14 protein-coding genes are annotated in these 21730 nt (G+C 57.7%); 4 read left to right on the top strand and 10 right to left on the bottom strand.

Annotation, left to right across the window (positions count from 1 at the left end; translation table 11 throughout):
• Positions 1–7: 7 nt before the first annotated feature.
• Positions 8–1651: a glucose-6-phosphate isomerase gene (gene pgi / locus M017_RS0110420; RefSeq protein ID WP_031497795.1), complete on the bottom strand. Its 1644-nt coding sequence runs from the start codon at positions 1649–1651 to the stop codon at positions 8–10.
• 54 nt (positions 1652–1705) lie between these two features.
• Here pgi and soxC point away from each other — a divergent pair, with 54 nt between their 5' ends.
• Positions 1706–2911, top strand: a complete 1206-nt coding sequence (gene soxC, locus M017_RS0110415) for a sulfite dehydrogenase (protein WP_080507633.1) — start codon at positions 1706–1708, stop codon at positions 2909–2911.
• Positions 2912–2921: 10 nt separating this feature from the next.
• Entirely contained in the window at positions 2922–3440 is a 519-nt protein-coding gene (locus M017_RS0110410) for a c-type cytochrome (protein ID WP_202901637.1), read from the top strand.
• 3 nt (positions 3441–3443) lie between these two features.
• Here M017_RS0110410 and M017_RS0110405 read toward each other — a convergent pair whose 3' ends face one another.
• The 4 genes from M017_RS0110405 to M017_RS0110390 form a co-directional block, all read right to left on the bottom strand.
• Positions 3444–4670, bottom strand: a complete 1227-nt coding sequence (locus tag M017_RS0110405) for a serine hydrolase domain-containing protein (RefSeq protein ID WP_031497792.1) — start codon at positions 4668–4670, stop codon at positions 3444–3446.
• A gap of 68 nt (positions 4671–4738) precedes the next feature.
• Positions 4739–5794, bottom strand: a complete 1056-nt coding sequence (locus M017_RS0110400) for a cytochrome-c peroxidase (RefSeq protein ID WP_031497791.1) — start codon at positions 5792–5794, stop codon at positions 4739–4741.
• Positions 5795–5998: 204 nt separating this feature from the next.
• Positions 5999–6445 (bottom strand): inner membrane protein YiaA, encoded by a 447-nt coding sequence (gene yiaA, locus M017_RS0110395; protein WP_031497790.1) that lies wholly within the window; start codon positions 6443–6445, stop codon positions 5999–6001.
• A gap of 66 nt (positions 6446–6511) precedes the next feature.
• On the bottom strand, positions 6512–6958 hold the full coding sequence (locus M017_RS0110390) for a hypothetical protein (RefSeq protein ID WP_051669825.1): 447 nt from the start codon (positions 6956–6958) through the stop codon (positions 6512–6514).
• 295 nt (positions 6959–7253) lie between these two features.
• Between M017_RS0110390 and M017_RS0110385 the strand changes: the two genes are divergently transcribed.
• Positions 7254–8252 (top strand): glycosyltransferase family 2 protein, encoded by a 999-nt coding sequence (locus M017_RS0110385; protein ID WP_031497788.1) that lies wholly within the window; start codon positions 7254–7256, stop codon positions 8250–8252.
• A 13-nt stretch (positions 8253–8265) separates the two neighbouring features.
• Entirely contained in the window at positions 8266–9924 is a 1659-nt protein-coding gene (locus M017_RS28645; RefSeq protein ID WP_155121345.1) for an alpha/beta hydrolase fold domain-containing protein, read from the top strand.
• A 53-nt stretch (positions 9925–9977) separates the two neighbouring features.
• On the opposite strand, the gene M017_RS0110375 is transcribed toward M017_RS28645, so the two are convergent.
• From M017_RS0110375 to M017_RS0110355, 5 genes are all read right to left on the bottom strand, one after another.
• Positions 9978–13421 carry a TonB-dependent receptor gene (locus M017_RS0110375; RefSeq protein WP_031497786.1) on the bottom strand — a complete coding sequence of 1148 codons (3444 nt, stop codon included), beginning with the start codon at positions 13419–13421 and terminating at the stop codon, positions 9978–9980.
• Between the two features lie 96 nt (positions 13422–13517).
• Entirely contained in the window at positions 13518–16805 is a 3288-nt protein-coding gene (locus tag M017_RS0110370) for an outer membrane beta-barrel protein (RefSeq protein ID WP_031497785.1), read from the bottom strand.
• A 94-nt stretch (positions 16806–16899) separates the two neighbouring features.
• Positions 16900–17226 carry an energy transducer TonB gene (locus M017_RS0110365; RefSeq protein WP_080507631.1) on the bottom strand — a complete coding sequence of 109 codons (327 nt, stop codon included), beginning with the start codon at positions 17224–17226 and terminating at the stop codon, positions 16900–16902.
• A gap of 48 nt (positions 17227–17274) precedes the next feature.
• Complete coding sequence (locus M017_RS0110360) at positions 17275–18645, bottom strand: DUF1501 domain-containing protein (protein ID WP_031497783.1); 1371 nt, start codon at positions 18643–18645, stop codon at positions 17275–17277.
• Between the two features lie 2 nt (positions 18646–18647).
• Positions 18648–21707 (bottom strand): PSD1 and planctomycete cytochrome C domain-containing protein, encoded by a 3060-nt coding sequence (locus M017_RS0110355; protein ID WP_035957764.1) that lies wholly within the window; start codon positions 21705–21707, stop codon positions 18648–18650.
• Positions 21708–21730 lie beyond the last annotated feature (23 nt).

Genomic DNA, 21730 nt, shown 5'->3' with positions numbered 1-21730 from the left:
GCGTCTACTAGGCCGACTGCTTCGCGCGTCGATAGCGGCGGATCAGGTTGTTCGTCGAGCTATCGTGAGCGAGATTGGGTTCGTCCTGGCCTTCCAATTCTGGCACGATCCGGTTCGCAAGAACCTTACCAAGTTCAACTCCCCACTGATCAAACGAATCGATATTCCAGATCACGCCCTGGGTGAAGACGGAATGCTCATAGAGCGCCACCAGTTTCCCTAAGGTGTTTGGGGTGAGTTCGTCGATGAGGAGCAGGTTGGAGGGACGATTGCCCTCAAAGACACGATGAGGAACAAGCCAGTCCGGCGTGCCCTCGGCCTTCACCTCATCGCTGGTCTTTCCAAAAGCCAGTGCTTCTGCCTGGGCAAAAACATTCGCCAGCAGGATGTCATGGTGCCGGCCCACCTGGTTCAAGGGCTGATTGAAGGCGATAAAGTCGCAAGGGATCAGACGGGTGCCCTGGTGGATCAGTTGGTAGAAGGAATGTTGGCCATTGGTTCCGGGTTCCCCCCAATAGATCGCCCCGGTCTGGTAGCCGACGACAGCACCATCGAGAGTGACATGCTTGCCGTTGCTCTCCATGGTGAGCTGCTGCAGATAGGCAGGGAAGCGCTTCAAATATTGCTCATAAGGTAGTACGGCAACAGTGGACGCCTCAAAGAAATTGCTGTACCAGAGGGCCAGGAGCCCCATTAAGACCGGCAGATTGCTCTCAAAGGGGGCGCTCCGGAAGTGCTCATCCATCTCGTGGAAACCTTGCAACATGGCGCGGAAATTATCCGGACCAATCGCAAGCATCGTCGACAGGCCAATGGCGGAATCCATCGAATAGCGGCCACCCACCCAGTCCCAAAAGCCAAACATGTTCGCCGTGTCGATCCCGAACTTCGAAACTTCCTTCGCATTGGTCGAGACCGCCACAAAATGTTTGGCCACCGCGCTCTCGTCCCCGCCGAGACCTTGCAGCAGCCAGGCGCGAGCGGTATGGGCATTGGTCATCGTTTCGAGCGTCGTGAAGGTTTTTGAAGAGACGATGAAGAGGGTCTCGGCAGGATCGAGATCCAAAACAGCTTCGGCAAAGTCGGTGCCGTCAATGTTCGAAACAAAGCGGAAGGTGAGCGAACGGTCGCTATAGTGGCGAAGCGCCTCATAAGCCATCACCGGGCCCAGGTCAGAACCGCCGATTCCAATATTGACCAGATTCTTGATGGGCTTGCCGGTATGTCCGCTCCAGGCCTTGGAGCGGATGCGCTCACAAAACGAAGCCATTTTGTCGAGTACTTCGTGGACGCCTGGGATGACGTCCTGCCCATCCACCAGGATCGAGGCCGTCTTCGGGGCTCGTAGAGCGACATGGAGAACCGCACGGTTCTCAGTGGTATTGATCTTCTCTCCACTGAACATCGCGTCCATGCGTTCGCGGAGCTTCGACTCCTTCGCGAGTTGCAGCAGCAGCTCGAGAGTCTTCGCATCGATACGATTCTTTGAGTAATCGAGAAAGATCCCCACGGCTTCTGCGCTGAGCCGGGTACCTCGCTCCGGATCATTCGCAAAAAGTTCCCGAAGGTGGGATTTGCTGATGGTTTCAAAGTGAGTCTTCAGGCTTTGCCAGGCAGAACGATCCACGAGTGACAGAGGCGTGTTTTCCATATCATCTTTGATTGTGGACCTGTTTTCCACGAATGGGGTTGTAATGTAAAGCCTATGGCCTGGAAACGGAAAGACAGCAGGACCCACCGTAGGAATTTCCTCGCAATGGGCGCAGGACTCGCGGCAGGCGCTTCCTGCACAAAACCCACGATTGCCTCAGAGTCAGGCGCCTCCATGCGGGCCTATGGAGAGAGAGCACCACAAGAGAAATCAGTGCGGGTCATCCGCGAACTGACCAAGAGCCCTGGCACAGGATCGAGCCGCACTCCGCTGCAGGATCTGCATGGCACCATCACCCCGTCCGCATTGCACTTTGAGCGGCATCATGCCGGGGTGCCCTCGATTGACCCGGCGCAACATTCTCTTCTTGTCCATGGCTTGGTCGCCAAACCACTGGTCTTCTCCATGGAAGATTTGAAGCAGTTTCCCTCGATCTCCCGCACCTACTTTCTCGAGTGTGGCGGCAACAGCGTCGGAGATGCGAACGGAAATCCGCCGCCCGATGTCCAACGGAGCCACGGCTTGTTGAGTTGCTCCGAATGGACCGGCGTCTCGCTCCGCTTGCTGCTGCAGGAGGCGGGCTTAGCCCCCGAGGCCACTTGGATGATCGCGGAGGGAGCGGATTCGGCGCGCATGGCGCGGAGCATTCCCATCGCAAAGGCTCTCGACGATGCGCTCCTGGTCTATGGTCAAAATGGCGAAGCTCTCCGTCCGGAACAGGGTTATCCCTTGCGTCTGTTGTTGCCGGGTTGGGAAGGCAACGCGAATGTGAAGTGGTTGCAACGCCTGGAATTGACAACCGAGCCAGCCCAGTCGGTGAAAGAGACTGCCTACTACACCGAGCTCCTGGCAGATGGAAAGGCCAGGCAGTTTAGCTTTGTGATGGATGCGCGGTCTGTGATCACACGGCCCTCCGGCGGGCATCGCTTGCGCGGACCGGGCTTCCAGGAAATCACGGGACTTGCCTGGTCTGGACATGGAAAGATCGCGCGAGTGGAAGTGTCGGTCGATGGGGGCAAAACTTGGACTGACGCGGAGTTGCAGACACCGGTGCTATCCCGGGCAACGGTCCGTTTTCGCTATCCGTGGCACTGGGAGGGGCAGGCCGCGGTCCTGCAATCGCGCTGTACCGATGAGACCGGCTATGTGCAACCAACGCACGAGCAGTTCCTCGCGGCCTATGGAAAGCACAGCGGTTATCACTATCACGCGATCAAATCATGGTTTGTGAATGCGTCTGGCGAGGTGAAACATGTTTAGAAGCACGCTCTTGGCACTGCTGGCACTCAGTGTTTTTGCACAAACGAAGCCATTGGGGATTGGGCGGCCTGCCACGGCGGAAGAAATCGCCCGCGTGAATTTGACGGTCTATCCGAACGGGCGGGGACTGCCCAAAGGCCATGGCACCGCCAAGACAGGAGCCCCGATCTACAAAGAGAAATGCGCCGAATGCCACAATGATCGAGGCGAGGGGCGTGAGGCGCAATACCCCGCCCTGGCAGGCGGCATCGGCAGTCTGGCGACGGCCAAGCCAGTGAAAACCGTGGGGAGCTACTGGCCTTATGCCACAACGGTGTTTGATTACATTCGACGCGCGATGCCCTTCGATCATCCGCGCAGCCTTTCGACGGACGAAGTCTATTCCGTCACGGCGTTTGTGCTGCAATTGAACGGGATTGTCACCGAGTCACAAGAGCTCAACGAGAAGAGCTTGCCGTCCGTAGTGATGCCGAATCGGAACGGCTTTCTCACCGTTCCTGACCCATTCATCCGGCCGGCCAAGCGATAGCGCCTAATCCACCACTGCGGCAGACACCATCTCGACAATGCGGCGCACACCGTCATCGGTACCGATGGGGCCGTCGCTGAACTGGCTCCGCAGGGCGGGCGTCCAACCCTCACGCGAGCCATCGTAGGGATAGTCTTGCTTCAAGCCGGTGCGGGCGGGGTCATATTGAGAATCGTCGCCGGACATTTTGTAGATGATCATGTCAAGCGACGGAATGACGATGACGCCATAGCCGCCGCCGCCCGATTTGAAGAAGGCATCTTTCGGCGCGCCTGCGAGATGACCATCCGCGTTGTTCTCCCACATCAGACTCATCGGGGCATGAGTGTTCCACTTGGTAGGTTTGCCACAAAGTGCAATGTAGTCGGCGGGAATCAGTTGCTGATTGCCCCAACGGCCCTTGTGGAGAACGCTGTAGAGGAAACGCAAGTGGTCTGTGGAGCGCAAGGCAATGTCACCCCCACCAGCCGCGTGCGGCAGCACAACGTCGCCCCTCCGCTTAGCCCAGGCCCATTGGCCCCAGCCCATTGGCTTTGCAAGACGCTTGTCGAGATAGTCGTCCATTTCCATGCCGGTGAGATTGCGCAGGACGATCGAGGCAATGTGGGGAGAAGAAGAGGCATAGGAATAACCGCCACCAGGCTGCGTCCAGAGGGGAGTGCGGAGAGCGGCGAGATCCTGATCGAGTGGGGTTGCGGGACGAGGGATGGGATTCAGTTTGACGGAGGGAACACCGCCAATGAAGCCAGGATTGGAGCCTTCACCATGGAGGCCAGCCGACATCGAGAGCAGTTGGCCGAGAGTGATCTCTGCCTTCGCCGGATCGTCGAGAGGCATGGCCTGGGGCAGGTATTTGGAGTTGAAGACTTTGGTGTCGAGGCCGTCGGGGATGGCCGCTTTCTTTTCGGTGAGCCCCATCCCGACGGCAATACTGGTATACACCTTGCCGACGGAAGCGGTGGCAGGGATGGCTTCGCGATTCCCTCTCCCGTAATACCGTTCATAGACCAGCCAGCCGTGACGCACGACCAGGAGCCCACCATGCTGGCTCGTCCGTGTAGCGTAGTCGAAGGCCTGATCGAGGCGCCTCAAATCGAGACCGGCCGTCTTGCGAATGGCAGCCGCATCCTTGAGGGTGCGCCAACCTCCAGCGCTATCTGGCTTGGGGAAATAGTCTTCGCCGAAGACGGGTGCGGCAATACAGAGTAAGACCGGAATCAAAAAACGCATGTCTAGAGCATACATGCGGAAACAGCAACCAGGAACCAGACACAAAGCCTGGTTCCTGGTTGCTGCCGTTAGTTTGCGTTGCTTGGCTTTGGAGTGGAAGCAGTGCTCTTCGGCATCTTGGGCTTCTTGATCAGCGCAACCGGCACCTGTCCGGTGAGCGAATTCAAGAAGACTTCAATCGAGGCCACCTGCTGGGGCGTCAGGGATTGTCCCAACTGATACTCCCCCATCTTCTCAATCGCTTCCGAAAGCTTGACCGTCTTTCCGTCATGGAAATACGGCCCGGTCTTGGCGATATTGCGGAGCGAGGGAACCTTGAACATCATATCGTCTGCAGCATTTTTGGTGACTTCGCGACGGCCGGAGTCTGAGGTATTCGGCCAGGTCTTCTTAGCCCCTACCTTCTGGAACAGGTTTCCGCCCAGATAAGCACCGGCATGACAGGAGGCGCAGCCAGCGGCATAGTAGGCATTGAAACCAGCCTTTTCCGCATTGGTCAGAGCCTTCTGGTCTCCAGCCAGGAACTTGTCCCAGCGCGAAGGAGTGAGCAGCTTGCGCTCAAAGGCGCCGATGGCGATGCCAAAGTTGTCGTAAGTCACCGGATTCGGCTCACCCGGAAACGCACGCTGGAACGCGGTGACATATTCCGGCATGGAGTTGATGATCGCGAGAACTTCCTTGTCGGAGGCCATCGCCATCTCGACAGGGTTCAGAACGGGGCCCTTGGCCTGCTCTTCTACGTCCTTGGCCCGGCCATCCCAGAACTGCAGGAAATGTCCGGCGGCGTTATAGACCGTAGGCGAATTCCGTCCCCCCTTCTGTCCCTGAAAACCGGTCGACGTCGGCTGGTTGTCGACTCCGTAGGTGGAGAGGTTGTGGCAGGAATTGCAAGAAATCGTCTGGCTCTTCGAAAAACGCGTGTCGTAGAAAAGAATGCGCCCGAGGGACACCTGGGCATCTTCAATCTTTCGATCTCCCGGAATGGAGCTCTCCGGTAAAGGTTTAAAGGCTTTCAGGTGGGAAGGGTCAATGGAGACCGGCTCAGCCGCGTTGGCGATCACAGTGGCGCCGAGGATCAGCATTGCACCTGCGAGCGTGGCAAGGAGTGGTTCGGTCTTTTTCATGGATTCTATTTCTACCTCCGAAACGGCAGGGAGCCGCGTTACATGGGGACTTTAGAGGGGCGTCTGCATTCTGCTCCTGGATTGGAACAAGAATTGTGCTTCATCTAACTCTTTTGAAAACAAGCAGATAGATGGAGCGGCAGGCGAGGCCCCTTCCTCTAAAGTAGCACCCCTTCCCAGAGGGAGAATCCAGCCGGCAGATCTTTACGAGAGGCTGTCCTTCACCGGAACAGCCGAAACGGACCCATGTTGCTCGCCGAAGAGTGCGAGATCACGGACATTCTTCTGCACCGCAACTCCGCCGAAGAGACTGAGCAAAAAGGCCATTGCATAGAAGCCCTTCTCGCTTGCCGAGAGGGTGGCGTTCCAGAGCCCGACGGCCAGGAGCAGCATGCAGAGACCGACCGAAAGCCAGCAGAGGCCAAAGTACAGCCCGGTCACCCGGATCCCTTCCAGACGGTCGCGTACCGACTTTTGTAAAGAGACGGAAGAGAACAGACCGTACATGAGGATGGTGAAGTAGTAGCCCTTCTCATTCAGCTGCATTTCTGCATTCCAAAGTCCAATCGAGAAGGTCGAAGCCCCCACCAGGAGGGCAAGCCAGGAGGCGCCGATAAATGCCGGTGTCGGTTTTTGGATATTGGAGTTCATGCGGGCTCCGAGTAGTGTACAGGAGATCGCCCAATTCAAACCCTTTTTCTGACCAAGAAAAATGGCTTAGTTTTGCGCCTTCTCGACAGGCAACCAAACCCGACCGGATCGCTTCTCCCAGATGCTTCCATCCAGGCTGCGGTAGTCGCCTCCAGAGATATTGCCGCCCCCGGCGCCGATCGCCTGATTCGCCAAATGGACAAGAATGTAGCCATTCTCAGAGCGAATCGTCTGATCGGTGCAGACGGTGAACCACGGATAGAAGCCGGGCTTCAGCACCTTCGTCTGGTCCAGCTTTTCGGAGTTCAAGTCGATGGAATAGACAGCGCAGTCCCGCAAGAGAAAGGCTGCCGCCTTCCCCTGGATCACTGTCTCAAAGATCGTTGCCCCTTTGGGGGCCATTTCTTTTCGCAATGCCGCGAGCTTTTCGTCGACGGTTCGGGTTCGCAAAAGGGAGTATGCCGCAAAGGCGAGGAGGCCTAGAACGACAACGATCAGGGAGTAGCGAATCATAGACTTTGCCAGTGAAGTGTAAGCTTTCGGCTCCCATCGGACAAGCGGCCTCGGTACCTCCATCTATCCCTACAGTTCTCTAGTACTAATCCGATATAAGGTAGAAACATCAGAGATCTAGGTTGAATCATTGAGTCGATCACTGCTATCCGTTGGACCACCGGCAGTCGCGTTTTGGCCATCACTGTGAGAGACTTTTCGATGGATGGTCTTCATGAAAATCGCTCAATTGAAATGAGGACAGTCGCGGTTCTAATTTGAGAGCGGAAGAGCATGCAGGGAGGAGGGCCCTAAAGTGCGTTGTGAGTATTTGACAATTGTCGTTCCGGCCTACAACGCTGCGGCGGTCTTGCCGCGTTGTCTCGGAGCGATCCAGCGTTCTACGCTGTTGCCCGGTGAGCTGATTGTTGTCAGTGATAGCTCAACGGATAATACCGTATCGATCGCAGAACAATTCGGAGCCACGGTTCTACAAACGTCGGTGCAAAGCGGACCGGCTGTGGCGCGGAACATCGGCGCAAAAGCGGCGCAAGGGGACTTGATTCTCTTCTTGGACTCTGATGTAGAGGCCTGTCCGGACGCGATTGAGAAGATTGTGAAGAGCTTCGAGGAAGATCCGCAACTGGATGCGCTGATCGGATCCTATGATTTTGCGCCTGACGGGCGTGGCTTCATCTCTCGCTACCGCAATCTGCTACATAGCTATTTCCATCAACAGGGCAAACGGGAGACGATTGCATTCTGGGGCGCGTGCGGAGCCGTTCGGAAGGATGCATTTCTTGCCGTGGGAGGCTTTGATGTCAGCTTCGGCCGGCCTTCCATTGAAGACATCGAACTCGGATATCGCATGAAGAAAAACGGTTCGCGCATCGCGCTGGACCCCAGTATTCATGTGAAGCACCTAAAAGTCTGGACATTGTCCAACATGGTCAAGACGGATCTTTTCGACCGGGCGATCCCCTGGACACGTCTCATTCTGCGTGAAGGCGAAATGCCCAACGATCTGAACGTGCAATGGAGCCAGCGGCTCTCGGTGGCACTGGCGATGGTAGCGCTTCCGGCACTGTTTCTGGGTTGGGGGCTTGCTGTACTTTGCTGGCTGTGCGTGATCGCCATCAATTGGCCGGTCTACTCGTTCCTGGCCCGGCAATGGCATTGGGGCGGAGCGATTGGAGCCATGCCGGTTCATTTCCTGTACTACTTCTATAGCGGTTTAGGCTTTGCGATTGGATTCAGCCAGCATGTTCTGGCGGGCCCCATCCCAGAGTTGGCGGCAGGTGAAGAGCTGAAGTGATATGCTCCCGAGCATGTCTCGACGCATGCTGCTGATTGCATTTCTTACGTTTTCACACCTCGCATTCTCTCAAAGTCCCACTCCGTTTCAGGCGCCAGCCGGCCTGAGCTACACACCGAACCTGGAATATTCCAATGTCGGCGGGAAGTTGGAGATGGATATTCTCCGGCCACAGAATCTGAGTGGTCTCGCCCCGGCGGTCCTTTTCATCCACGGTGGAGGATTTCGAGCCGGAAACCGGCAGAGCTATCTGGCCCTGGCAGCAAAACTGGCGCAGCGCGGCTATGTAACGGCTACAGCCAGCTATCGCTTGGCGCCTAGGAATCAGTTCCCCTCCGGACTCGAAGACGCCAAAGCAGCCGTACGCTATCTGCGAGCAAACGCAGCAAAGTACGGCATCGATCCGGAACACATTGCCGCCTGGGGTGGAAGCGCCGGCGGGCATCTGGTGTTGATGCTGGGCCTCACCGGTGATGTGGCCGAATTTGAGGGCACCGGCCCCAATCGCGAGTTTTCGAGCAAGGTGCAGTGCGTCGTCAACTATTACGGTCCGACGGACTTCACCCAGAGCTACTCCAAGAGTGTCGATGCCGCGCAAGTGCTACCCCTCTGGATGGGTGGGCATCTCGATCAGAACCGCAAGATCCATCAGAAGGCCAGCCCGATCAACTGGGTGACGCCGAACGCGGCCCCAACAATTTCCATCCACGGGACAAAAGACACCTACGTTGCCTATGAGCACAGCGTCGCCATCACCGAGCGCCTGCTGAATGCGGGTGTGGATGCCGAGATGGAAACGATTTCGGGGGCAGGACACGGCTTCAAGGGCGCTGACGCAGAACGCGCCGAAACCGTAGCCTTTGCGTTTCTCGACAAGCAGTTTAAGACTGTGATTCCCCAGACGCGCCTGCTGCTGAGCGATCACGGCGTGCGGGGGGAGATCCTTTCGATGGACTGGCCCTCCGGCAAGGTCTATTGGACCAAAAAGAATGGCCGCGGACACGATGTCCAGAGCCTGGCGAACGGCCATGTGCTGTTCACCATTGCTCCAGAGAAGCGTGTCGTTGAGCTCGATGACAAGCAACAGGAAGTGTGGAGCTATGGAGAAGGACTCGAGCACCCGCTCAGCGCCCAGCGCCTCGCGAACGGCAACACGCTCATTGGCGATGCCAAGCTGGGCAAGGTGATTGAGGTGACGCCCGCAAAGAAGGTGGTGTGGAAGTATGAGGCGGAGAATCTGTCCAATATGCGGATGCGCAATAGCCGCAGAACCGCCCAGAACACGACGCTCATTGCGGAAGAAGCCATTGCGAAGATCTTGGAAGTGGATGCCAGCGGCAAAGTGATCTGGCAGTGGCAGGCTCCGAACGGAGCGCAACGCCGCGCCTACCAGGCCATTCGTCTGGCGAACGGTAATACGCTGGTGAGCATCAGCGATCCGGGAGAAGTGGTAGAGGTTGCGCCGAACGGGAGTGTCGTCCGTTCGATCGCAGGCACAAAGATGGATCTACAGTTTGGCTGGGCCAGTGGCATCGCGCAGATGCCGAATGGCAATCTGCTGATCGTCGACTATACCGGCCGCCGGGTGGTTGAGGTGGATCCGAAGGGCAAGCTGGTGAATGAAATGAGAAGTGGCGAGCGAACCTTCGCCAGCATCGACGTCGTGAAGTAATTCGAAAAGGGCCGCCCAATCGGACGGCCCTTTTTCGTGTTTGGAACCAGAGCCTAGAAGAGGATCTTGAGTCCAAACTGGATCTGACGGTTTGGCGACACCGTCGAGGTGATCGCTCCGGGACCACGCGCGATATTCGCCTGCGACGGATAGACGAGAGTCCCCGAAGCATTGCGCGTGGGCAGGAATCCGCCCCCTGTATTCAGCACGCCGTTGGGCCGCGCGAATTGTGGGGTATTGAAAACGTTGTAGAACTCCGAGCGAAACTGCACCTTGATCCTTTCGCTCACCCGGAAGTTCTTGAACATCGAGTAGTCAACGTTGGCAAAGCCCGGACCTTCGAGGATGCCAACGCCCGCGTTGCCGTACTTGCAGGCCTCAGGGATGGTGGGATCCTGACAGGAAACAATGCGGAAGTCGTCGGGGTTGTACCACTGGTTTACGGTGGGGTTAGAGACGCTTCCCTTGCCGACGCGGTCGGGGCGGATGGTGACGTTCGCCGTATTCGTGATCGCACCTTGCGTGACCGTCATGGGGAAACCCGTGCGCAAAGTGATGATGCCATTGGATTGCCAGCCGTTGAAGATGGCGCCTGCAACGCCTTTCTGGAGTGCGGCAAACATCGGGATCTCGTAGATAAAGCTGTTGACCATGTTGTGCGTGGCATCAAAGCCAACACGGCCCTTATCTGCCGCGCGGTTGCGGGGGTTTTGTGAGGCGTTCGGGTTGTAGCCGTCGGTCTCATTCCGTCCGTAGCCTTCAATCAGGGTCTTGGACATGGTGTGGGCGATGCTGAAGCTGAAGCCGTGAGCAAAGCGCTTCTGCAGAGAGAGTTGCAAGCCCTGGTAAGACGAGTTGCCTCCCGAATCGAGAAAACGAACCCGCGTCAAGGGCCGCAGCACGCCGCTGTCGACGACAAATTGGATGGGACGGCGGGATTGGAGAGTACTCGAGGTCGTATTGAAAGCAGGGTCGGGAGAGTTGCGCTCCATGGTGGTATCGAGATGCGAGGTCTTCGACCCCACATAGCCAACCGAGAGAACCATGCCCGCAACAAGACGGCGTTGGACGTCCAGGCTCCACTGGTTCACCTGCGGCTGGAAGTTATCGGTATTGAGAACGTTCGCGCTCACCGCACTGGCGTTGTTGATCACACCAAAGGGATTGCTGAAACTGAGGAAGTTCACTGGGTTGACGAGTGTATTGCTGCGGGCGTCGTTCGAGAAATTCGAACTGCCCGAGAGCGGCGGATTCAGATTGAGGATGGAGTAGTTGTTCAGTTGGTGAACGTTGTAATAGATGCCGTAGCCAGCGCGAACCACCCAAGCCTCGGTTGGCCGATAGGCGATGCCGATGCGCGGCATGAACATGTTCTTCTGTGGCTTGTAGAAGTCATAGACGGTGCGGATCTGATTGGGGACAAAGACCGGGGGGTTGTTGAGCCCGTTCTGCCATTCGAAAGAGCGCCACAGACCACGGATGTCCGTGGCGGCACTGTTGAACTCGTAGCGGAGACCCAGGTTCAAGGTGAGGCGCTTCGAGACCTTGAAATCATCCTGCCCAAAGAATCCAATGCGGTTCTGGCGGATGTCCGTTAGAGGAAGGCCTTCCGGCGTGTTGGTGGCACTGGGCACTCCGAGGAGGAAGGCGGCAAAGCCATTGTTGGCAAGATTGCCGGTGAAATCGAAAGAGCCACGGGGCACATTGGCAGCGCCACGGAACAGCGAGACGCGACGGAACTCTCCACCGAACTTCAAGCTATGGCGCCCGAAGCTCCAGGAAAGATTGTCGCCAATCTGGTGCACGCGATTGTCATCAAAGCCGTTGCCTCCATCCTGCTCAGCCAGACTCAGGAAGGGCGCCACATTCATGGTGGGAAGACCCGCCTCGCGCGGGGTGAGCTTTCGATTGCCATCGTTCACAACACGGAAGGCATCCAGGCCAATCGCGCTCAGATCGAAGTTGGTATTGGCGCGCGGGTTGAAACTATCATCGCGTGAGGTGGAGTAACCGTAGCGCGCTTCATTCACAATCGTCGGACTGAATACGTGAATCCATTGTGTCGCAATGTTGTTGTTGCGCGCCACCACCCGGTAGGTGAACTGCGGGGAGGCCCCAGGAACGGTGAGGTAATAGGGGATGTTGGTTGCATAGCGGAACATCACCTTGTCTTTGTCGGAGATGTTGTGATCGATGCGGGTGAAGTATTGATCGTCCTCGATCCGCTGGCCTCCGACGCCCTGGTAGTTGGTGCCGGTGAGAGGATCGGGCAGCACCACTTGCGGCTTCTGCCAGAAGGACAGGAGCGCTTTGGCCGTGGAACTAATGAGGTTTGCAGGAATGATGTTCCCGGGGAAAGGCGTAGGCGCTGCCGTGTTGGAGAGCGGATCATAAATCAAGACTGGCGCGAGCGCCGCCCCCGCCGCATTCGTGCGATTCAGCAACGCGGAGAAGTCTCCCGTCCGCATGGCGTCGCTGGGCACCAGGCCACTGCCAGTGACGCCTGGATTGCTGCGACGGCGGCCTTCGTAATTGAACATGAAGAAGGTCTTGTTCCGCCCGTTATAAAGTTTCGGAATCCAGACCGGGCCACTCAGGACGCCACCGTACTGGTTCTGCCGCAGATTCTGCTTTGGAACGCGGGCGGCGCCTGCCGGAGTGAAGTAGTTCTGGAAGTAGTTCTCCGCATCGAGTTTGTCGTTCCGGAGAAACTCGTAAGCGGCACCATGGAAGTCATTGCCGCCCGAACGCATCACCATGATGAGTTGCGCGCCGGAGTTGAAACCGTATTCAGCGGAGTACGAACCGGTGAGCACCTTCACTTCTTCCATCGCTTCGGGCGAAGGTGAGAAGGGCACCGTATTGACACGCGCCTCCGTTGCGATCACGCCGTCGAGAGTGGCGTGCATGTTCGTCTCGCGTTGCCCATTGGCGACAATCGCGATCGTTTGCCCCGGAATCGGCACACCACCGCCCGTGCCGCTCTGTCCATCGAGGCCGCCCCGCGAGCCAAACATTACACCGGGCTGCAGCGCCGCGAAATTGCCAACATTGCGGCCATTGATGGGAAGCTCGACGAGACGGCGCTGTTCGACAACATTGCCAAGGGTGGACTCGTCAGTTTTCAGTGCCGCTGTCTCTGCCGTCACTTCGACGCGGTCTGTGACTTGTCCGACTTGCAGAGTGAAATCGACACGAACCTTTTCAGTGACCTGCACCTGAACGCCACGGCGCAGCTCTGATTTGAAGCCAGGGGCTTCCACCGCAACGCTGTACTCACCGACATCGACAAGTGGGAAGAGATAGTCTCCCGACGATGTAGAAACGGTCTCCGCCTTCACAGCCGTGCGGAGATTGGTGAGGATCACCCTCGCGTTGGCGACAACAGCACCGGTCGAATCCGTGAGGGTACCGAGGATAGAACTTGCAGTAGTTTGTGCCAGAACCAGAGAGGAGGTGGCAAGGAAGAAAGCAAAGACAACTTGAAGACTTTTCATCGTAACTCCCGAGAATGAGATCTGATGTTATGGAGCGAAACAGTCGACCCGGATAGTCTCGAACATTGAGTTTTTCGAGAATAGCACTGCCCTCGATTAGAAGAGGAGGCGTACCCCGAGTTGGAGATTGCGCGCTCCAGGGTCGGCCGCATTGCCGATCCCCGCGCTGGTCACTTTTCCGAAGGTTGCGTTCGCCAGCCCACCGTCCGGATTGGCGTATTGAGGCGTATTGGTCACGTTGAAACTTTCACCACGCAGTTCAGCAGTAAAGCGCTCGGAAAACTTAAAGCGCCGGAAGATGCTGAAGTCCGCATTGAAGAAGCCAGGTCCGGTGAAGGGGTTGCGGCCCAGGTTGCCAATGGTGTCCTGCTTCGGGGTCGCAAACGATGAGGTGTCGAACCAGGTGCCTTCTCCGTTGAGACTCACCTGCCCGGTCACCTTTAGCGGGCCGGAACCCACCCAGTTGGCGTACTGCGTGTTGCCAGGAGCATTCAATGTCGATGCCGGAGCCGTCACGCTGAAGGGTGAGCCGGTCATTAGCGTGAGGATCGTATTCACCTGCCAGCCACCGAGAAGCATCGCTCCAGGACCAGAGGTGAGGAACTGTTTGCCTTTGCCAAAAGGCAATTCATAGAGGATGCTCTGGTTGAACATGTGGCGCCGGTCGAAATCGCTGCGGGCGCGGTTGCGGCCGGTGTTGATGTAGAGAGCAAGGCCGGTGTTGTCGTTGGAGTAATCGATCGCCTTGGACCAGGTGTAGGCGGTGGTGAACAAGAAGCCATTGTTGAACTTGCGATCGAACTTCACTTGCAGCGAGTTGTAGTTGGTGGAGGTGCCAATGAAGCGAAGATTTGTTTCCGCAGTACGGCCATAAGCCGCATAGAGTGGCTGCCCATTCGCGCCCTGGCCAGGAATGATGCCTGCGTTGAGATTGAAGACGGTGGGAACGCGCCGCCCGCCATTGCCGACATAGGCAACATCGAGCGTATAGCTGCGGCCCAGCGCGCGCTGGATGGCAAAGTTATAAGACTGCACCAGACCTTCACGGAAGTTCAGCGGAATGACATCGAAGTTCTGATTGCGGATGCTGGCCGGGAGTCCATTGAGCGCGATGATGCCATTCGATGGAATCGTAAACGGATCGGGCGCAGGGAAGCCATCAGCCATGCGCCCTGCGGCTACAAAGGAGTTGAGCGGGTTGTAAGCGTTATTCTGCCGGACGGGGAAGTTATAGGCATAGCTATTGTCGGGAAAGGGCATATAGGAGATGCCGAAGCCCGCACGGATGACAGTCTTCTCGTTCAGGCGCGCACTGATGCCCACGCGTGGCGCAAAGAATAGATACTTCGTCTGCCGGCCGAGATTGGCCGGATTGTTGCCAAAGCCAGTGACTGTGAGCGAGTTGTCACCCGGGTTGAAATTGGAGAAGCCACCCTTCGAGCGGGGCGTGGCGGGCGGATACAGTTCATGCCGCATTCCGATGTCGATCGTGACGCGCTTGTTGAGCTGCCACTTGTCCTGAATATAAGTGAACAGCGGCTTCTGGAGATACTCCGGGAAGGCATAGACAAGATCGCGGCCATAGTCATTCGGTTGATCGAGCAGGAACGAAGCCCAGGCATTGGCAAAGCCGTTGGCCGCGCCGGGAATCGAGGTCTGTCCGGAACGGAAGCGATAGAGGCCGCGTGTGGAGTAGACTTGCGTCTGGTAGAGACCATCGCGCGTGTTACGGAAATCGAAGCCGAACTTGAGAGTGTGATTGTTGAGAGTCTTGGTCCAGTTGTTGACGACGGTCCAGTTCTGCTCAAAACGGATCCAGGGCAAGCTGGCGGAATAGCCGAGAATCGGATTGGAGTAGCCGCTGATATCGAAGCCTGCCAAGCCACCATTGAAGGGTGAAATATTGATGCCCTTGATCCCCACGGCATCGCTGGCTTTCGTATTGATGTCGCTGTTCTGCGCGTCATTGCGGTAACGAGTAAAGCCGACGCGTAACTCTGTGATGAGGGTGGGGTTGAAGACCTTCGTATAGTTGATGCCCGCAGACACGGTCTTCTGCACACCGGTCCCACCGAAGCCTCCATTGGCCGGGCCACCAGCAAGTCCAAAGATCGGCGGATCGATCAGGCTTGGCTTCTGAAAGCTGAAGCGGACGCTGATGCGGTCGTTGGCGCCAAAGTTATGATCGACTTTTGCATCCATCGAGTCGGTGTCTTTCGATCGCGTGGTGCCGCCTGAGAAGTTGTTAGCGGTGCCGGCTTGCGTCGGGTTGGGGATCATCGCAACCAGCTTGGCGGCGATTGGACTGATGCGGGCAGCCGGAATGATGTTGTTGGCGAAAGGCGTGCGTCCCGATCCGTCCGCGTTGCCAGTGGACGGGTCGTAGATGATGGTCGGGCCGCTGGACAGGTTGCCCGTACGGAAGTCAGTGGTTGGAATCGTGAAGCGATAGCCCTTGCCAAGCCGGTCCCGCACGCCGAGATAGTCGGCAAAGAAGAAGGTCTTGTTCTTGATGATCGCGCCGCCGAAGGTCGCGCCGGCATAGTTGTAGGTGACCGGCGGCTTGACCAGCAGATCGGTACGGCGGGCATTCAGCGCGCTCACTTTGTTGAACCAGTAGACACTGCCATGAAAGTCGTTGCTGCCGGACTTCAGGTTCACGTTCGTCACAGCACCACCGGCACGCCCGAGTTCTGCATCGTAGTTTGAGGTCGTGATGTCGACCGATTGCAGCGCCTCAATCGGCGGCACCAGCGCAGTGAGAAGGCCTGTGCGCTGGTTGTTGTCGACGCCTTCAAACTGGACGTTGTTGGCGAGACGGCTCTGTCCGTTGACGCGCGACTGCAGCGAGTCGTTGGAGTTGAAGAACTCCGAGTGATTGCGTTGGGCCCGGGCGGCGCCAGGGACAAGATTCAGTAAGGACTGGAAGTTGCGATTTTGGGTGAGCGGCATTTCTGACATTTGCCGCTGCTCGATTTTCCGGCCCGTATCAGTGCGATCCGTCTGGAGGAGCGGAACATCAGCAGTAACGACAATCTGCTCCGTCACCTGACCGGGCTGCAAGGCGAGATCAATTCGAACGGTGGAGTTGAGAACGACATCCACGTTCTCACGAACGGCCTTGCGAAAACCAGTCAGTTCGACCGAGACGGTGTAGAGGCCTGGGGCAAGGTTCAAGAAAGAGTAATTGCCGCTTGCGTTTGTTTCTGCCGGACGGCTCACACCCGTGTTGACTTCAAGGGCAGTGACCTTCGCACCCCCAACAGACGCACCAGAAGAATCGGTAACGGTCCCAACGAGAGTACCGTTGACTGCTTGCGGATAAAGCGGATTCGCCAGTAAAAGCAAATACGAGATACTGCCACGGAGCAACAACCTGTACATAGGGGTACGCCTCCTGAGCGCGTATATTGGGTGCAATTCTATAACAGGTCATCAAGGATTGCGAGGCGTAGATACGCTCAGGAGGACACGCGGGTTAGGAGGGAAAACGGAAAGCAAGTTCCACTTGCAGCGTAGAATCGACGGCCCGGCCATCGACAGTCGCTGGAGCAAACTGCCAATTCTGTACGGTGCGGAGGGCGCCGTGAATCAAATCAGGACGGCCTGTTACTACTTGTACGCGAGAGAGGTGGCCGCGCTTATCGATCAACAGGCCAAGGGTAACCGTGCCATTGCGCGGTGTTGCATTGTTGAGGGCTTTTGACACGGCAGGAGTGCGGTGCGTGATGCGGGCAGCTTCCACTTGAGAATCCCCAAACAGGGCGCAAGCGGCAAAGAGGAGTAGCAATAGAGTGGATTTCATGGTTCAACTTCCTACGCTTGATTACGCGGAAGTTGAACCGGATTGAGATCAGGCCAAGAGTTTCTTTACGACTTGGCCATGGACATCGGTGAGCCGGAAATTACGGCCCTGGGAGCGGTAGGTCAGCCGGGTGTGATCGAAGCCAAGCAAGTGGAGCAAGGTGGCGTGGAGATCGTGGACGTGCACCTTGTCTTCGGTGACATTGAAGCCGAGCTCATCGGTTGCCCCCATGACAAGGCCGGGCTTGGTGCCGCCGCCCGCCATCCACATGGTGAAGGCATTGGGGTGATGATCGCGGCCATCGTTGCCGCCCTGGGTCATCGGAGTGCGGCCGAATTCCCCGCCCCAGACCACGAGCGTATCCTCGAGCATGCCACGCTGCTTGAGATCTTTGACCAGCGCGGCGCAAGCTTGATCGGTATCCTGGCAATTCTGTTTGATGTCCTTGGTGAGCGCGCCGTGCTGATCCCAAGCCTCGTGGAAGATCTGCGTGAAGCGCACCCCGCGCTCGGCCATGCGGCGGGCGAGCAACAGACAATTTGCGAAGGACGGCTTGCCGGGCTCAGCGCCGTACATGTCGAGGATGTGCTTCGGTTCCTTCGAGATATCCATTAGATCAGGCGCACTGGACTGCATCTTGAAAGCCATCTCGTAGGAACTGATGCGAGTGGAGATTTCAGGGTCACCCACTTGATCGAGCTTCATCTTGTTGAGGCGGCCAATCGAATCAAGCGAGTCGCGCTGCAGGCGCGCATCGACGCCTTCGGGATTCGAGAGATAGAGCACCGGATCGCCGGAGGCACGGAACTGCACGCCCTGATGCACCGTGGGCAGAAAGCCGGAACCCCAGCAGGAGTTGCCGCCGGAGGGCCCCTTCTTGCCGGTCGAAAAGACAACGAAGGCCGGAAGATCTTCTGATTCGCTTCCGAGGCCATAGGTGGTCCAGGCGCCAAAGCTGGGGCGTCCGAAGATCATGCTGCCGGTGTTCATCAGCAGTTGACCGGGTGCGTGGTTGAAGGCATCGGTGTTCATCGATTTGACGATGGCGATGTCGTCGACAACTGTCGCGAGATGAGGCAGCAGTTCACTCAGCTCGGCGCCGTTCTGCCCGTACTTGGCAAACTTGAACTTCGGGCCCAGCAGCGTGGAGTTCGGGTTGATGAAGGCTGCGCGATAGCCCTTGAGCAGATCGGCAGGAGGCAGCGTGCCGTCAAACTTGGCGAGTTGCGGCTTGTAATCGAAGAGTTCCAGATGGCTCGGCGCACCGGCCATAAAAAGGTAGATGACACGCTTTGCTTTTGCGGGGAAATGCGGCTGCTTCGTCGAGGCTTGGGCCAGCCCCCGCAGGGCGAGAGCCCCGAGGCCAACGCCACAATCTTTCATGAACCAACGTCGCGCGACGGACAATTTATCCTGCATCACTATTCCTTCGTAATCGTTTCGTCGAGGTTCAGGATGACGCGAGCCAGCGCCATCCAGGCTTGCTCGGCAGGCAGTTTCCGATCAAGTTGTTTGTTGAGAAAGCTCTTCAGTTCGGCAAGCTCCGCCGCCTGGGGAGGCCGGGAAAGGGTTCGTCTGAAGGCAAAGACAATGCGCGAGTCTTCGGTCGTGCCACCTTCCTTCAGTGTCTTGTCGGCGAGTGCTTTTGCCGTCTCGAGGAAGAGCGGTTCGTTCAGCGCCGTCAGCGCCTGGAGCGGCGTATTGGAGCGCGTGCGGCGCACACAGGAGACGTCGCCATTGGGAGTATCGAAAGTCATCAGCGCCGGATAAGGCACGCTGCGATAGCGGAAGGTGTAGAGCGCACGGCGATAGCGCTGCGCGTCCTTCTCCTCGAACCAGTTCTTGGGGCCATAGCTGGCCGGAGGAAGAAACAGGAAGGCAGGCGCAGGCGGGAAGACGCTGGGGCCGCCGATCTTCTCATTCAGCAAGCCGCTGGCGGCGAGCGCAATATCGCGCACGATTTCGCCTTCGACACGGAAGCGCGGCCCACGCGCAAGCAGGCGATTGTTCGGATCTTTGGACAACAGTTCCGGAGTCACCTTTGACGATTGCCGATAGGTGCTCGAAGTAACGATCAGGCGGTGCAGCTTCTTGATGCTCCAGCCTGAATCCATAAACTCGACGGCGAGCCAATCGAGCAGTTCCGGATGCGAGGGCGCGGCCGTCTGCTTTCCAAGATCTTCGCTGGTTTCCACAATTCCTGTAGCGAAGTAGGACTGCCACACGCGGTTCACGAAAGAGCGCGCGGTGGTGGGCGCGTTGCGGGCGGTCAGCCACTTAGCAAAATCGAGACGCGTGCCTCCGGCTCCCGCGGGCAGCGGATTGAGGAAGGCAGGCACACCGGGCGAAACCTGCTTCCTCGGCTTCAGGAAGTCGCCACGCTCGAGAATGCTGGTGGTCCGCATCTCCGAGCGGTCCATCATCGTGAGCTGCGAGGAGCCCGAAGGCAGACTGTGCCAGAGATCGTCGATCTGCGCGTTGGCGTCACGGAAGGCTGGCACGGTGCTGCGCCAATAGCTGAAGACCAGTTGCTCCTGCTCGGGAGTGCGGGAAGCCGCCGGTATACTTATGATCTCGCGCACGCGCTGTGGCACCATGTCGGCGGCCGCATTGGGATCGGCACTCACCGAAAGGCGCATGCGGCCCAGATTCTGGTTCTGATTCGCATCGCTGTTCCACCCGCCAGCCTTCTGGCTGAGGTAGACGTTGATGACTGTCTTGCCATCGGAGTTGTCGATGGGCGTTGCAAGGTTGAAGACGGCATTGCGCGGCAGATTGCGCAGCACCGGCCCCGCGTCATGCCCCCAACTGGTTTCTTCTTTACCATCATAGGCAAACTCGATGGGGCCGGTGACACGACGTTTCGTCGTCTTGTCGTTGTAGACCGGCTCGAGTTCCTTCTCTGGAAGATTGATGTCGGCAGAGGCGTGCGCGATCTTCAAAAGCTGCGGCTTCTCTTGCCCCGGACGCGCGACCTCCACCTCGAACTCAGTGAGTGCACTGGTGCCAAGCGTCGAGCGGCCCGGGCCGCCGAGCGGCAGATTTGGATCATTCAGCAACTCCAGCCGGAACGAGGCGATCGTCTTGGTGCTGGGCTGGATGGTGAGCTTTGCCCGATGCTTGGTAGGCGCATAACCGGCACCCACCATCGAACCGTCGCTTTGCGCGATATAGCGTTGTCCGCCGGTCGAGATATCGTCGACAACGGGCTTCACCACTTCCCATGGCGTTTCATACTTGGCGGTCGCTTCCCAGGCATGCATGCGATTGCGCCAATCCGGATTGCGATGCTGGAGCTCCGCTTCGGCCGTCTTGATCTTGGCGAAGATGTTGGCGCGCTGCATCTGTTCCTGCGGCGTGTAGACGGCAACATTCGACTCATGCGTGTTATTGAGATAGGCAAAGATCTGGTAATACTCTTCCTGGCGGAGCGGATCGAACTTATGGTTGTGGCATTGCGCGCAGGCAATGGTGAGACCGAGAATCGATTTGCCAATTGCGTCAATGCGATCGAACATCGCCTCCATGCGGAACTGTTCGGGATCGATACCACCTTCTTCATTCACCATCGAATTGCGCAGGAAGCCTGTGGCCACCAGTTGATCCTGCGTCGGATTTGGCATCAGATCGCCCGCAATCTGCTCGCGGACAAACTGGTCGTAAGGCAGATCTTTGTTCAGAGCATTGATCACGTAATCGCGATAGAACCAGACCTGCCGCATCTTGTCTTTTTCGTAGCCGTCGGAATCCGCATAACGCGCAGCATCGAGCCAGTGACGGCCCCAACGCTCGCCGTAATGGGGCGAGGCGAGCAGGCGATCCACCTGCTTCTCATAAGCGTTCTTCGATTTGTCCTTGAGAAAGGCGTCGACTTCGGCGATGGTCGGCGGCAGCCCGATCAGGTCGAGAGAAAGACGGCGCAGCAGCGTGATGCGATCAGCTTCCTCCGCCGGTTTGATCTGTTCTTTGTCGAGCTTGGCGAGGATGAAATTGTCGATCGGGTTGCGCGGCCAGGCGGGCATCGAAACAGATGGAGTGGCCGGACGCTCGGGCGGCACAAAAGCCCAGTGCTTCTTTACCTCCACGACTTTGGCGCCGATATGATCGGGCCACTTTGCCCCTTCGTCAATCCAGCGCTTGAGGATGGCAATCTGCTCAGCAGGGAGCGGCTTGTTGCCCATCGGCATGCGGGTTAGCTCTCCAGCACCAATGACGCGGGTGTAGAGAAGCGACTCCACAGCATGACTGGGCTTGATACTCGGCCCGGAGATGCCTCCGCTGAAAGCCGCAGACTTCGCATCCAGACGCAGTCCTCCCGACTGTTGCGCCGCACCATGGCAACCCTGGCAATTGCGGCGGAGGATCGGCTGGACGTCGCGTTCGAAGTCGACCGGGCTAGGATCGGCGGGCGGACTACTGTTCTGCGCCAAGGAGGCAAATACGATGAGAGCGGCGATGGCCGCAGTGAGGACAGCTTTCACGGGATGCTAAAACCTGCCCCTAA

The organism is Bryobacter aggregatus MPL3 (assembly GCF_000702445.1).
GTDB lineage: Bacteria > Acidobacteriota > Terriglobia > Bryobacterales > Bryobacteraceae > Bryobacter > Bryobacter aggregatus.
This window is presented reverse-complemented; position numbering and strand designations above follow the sequence as displayed.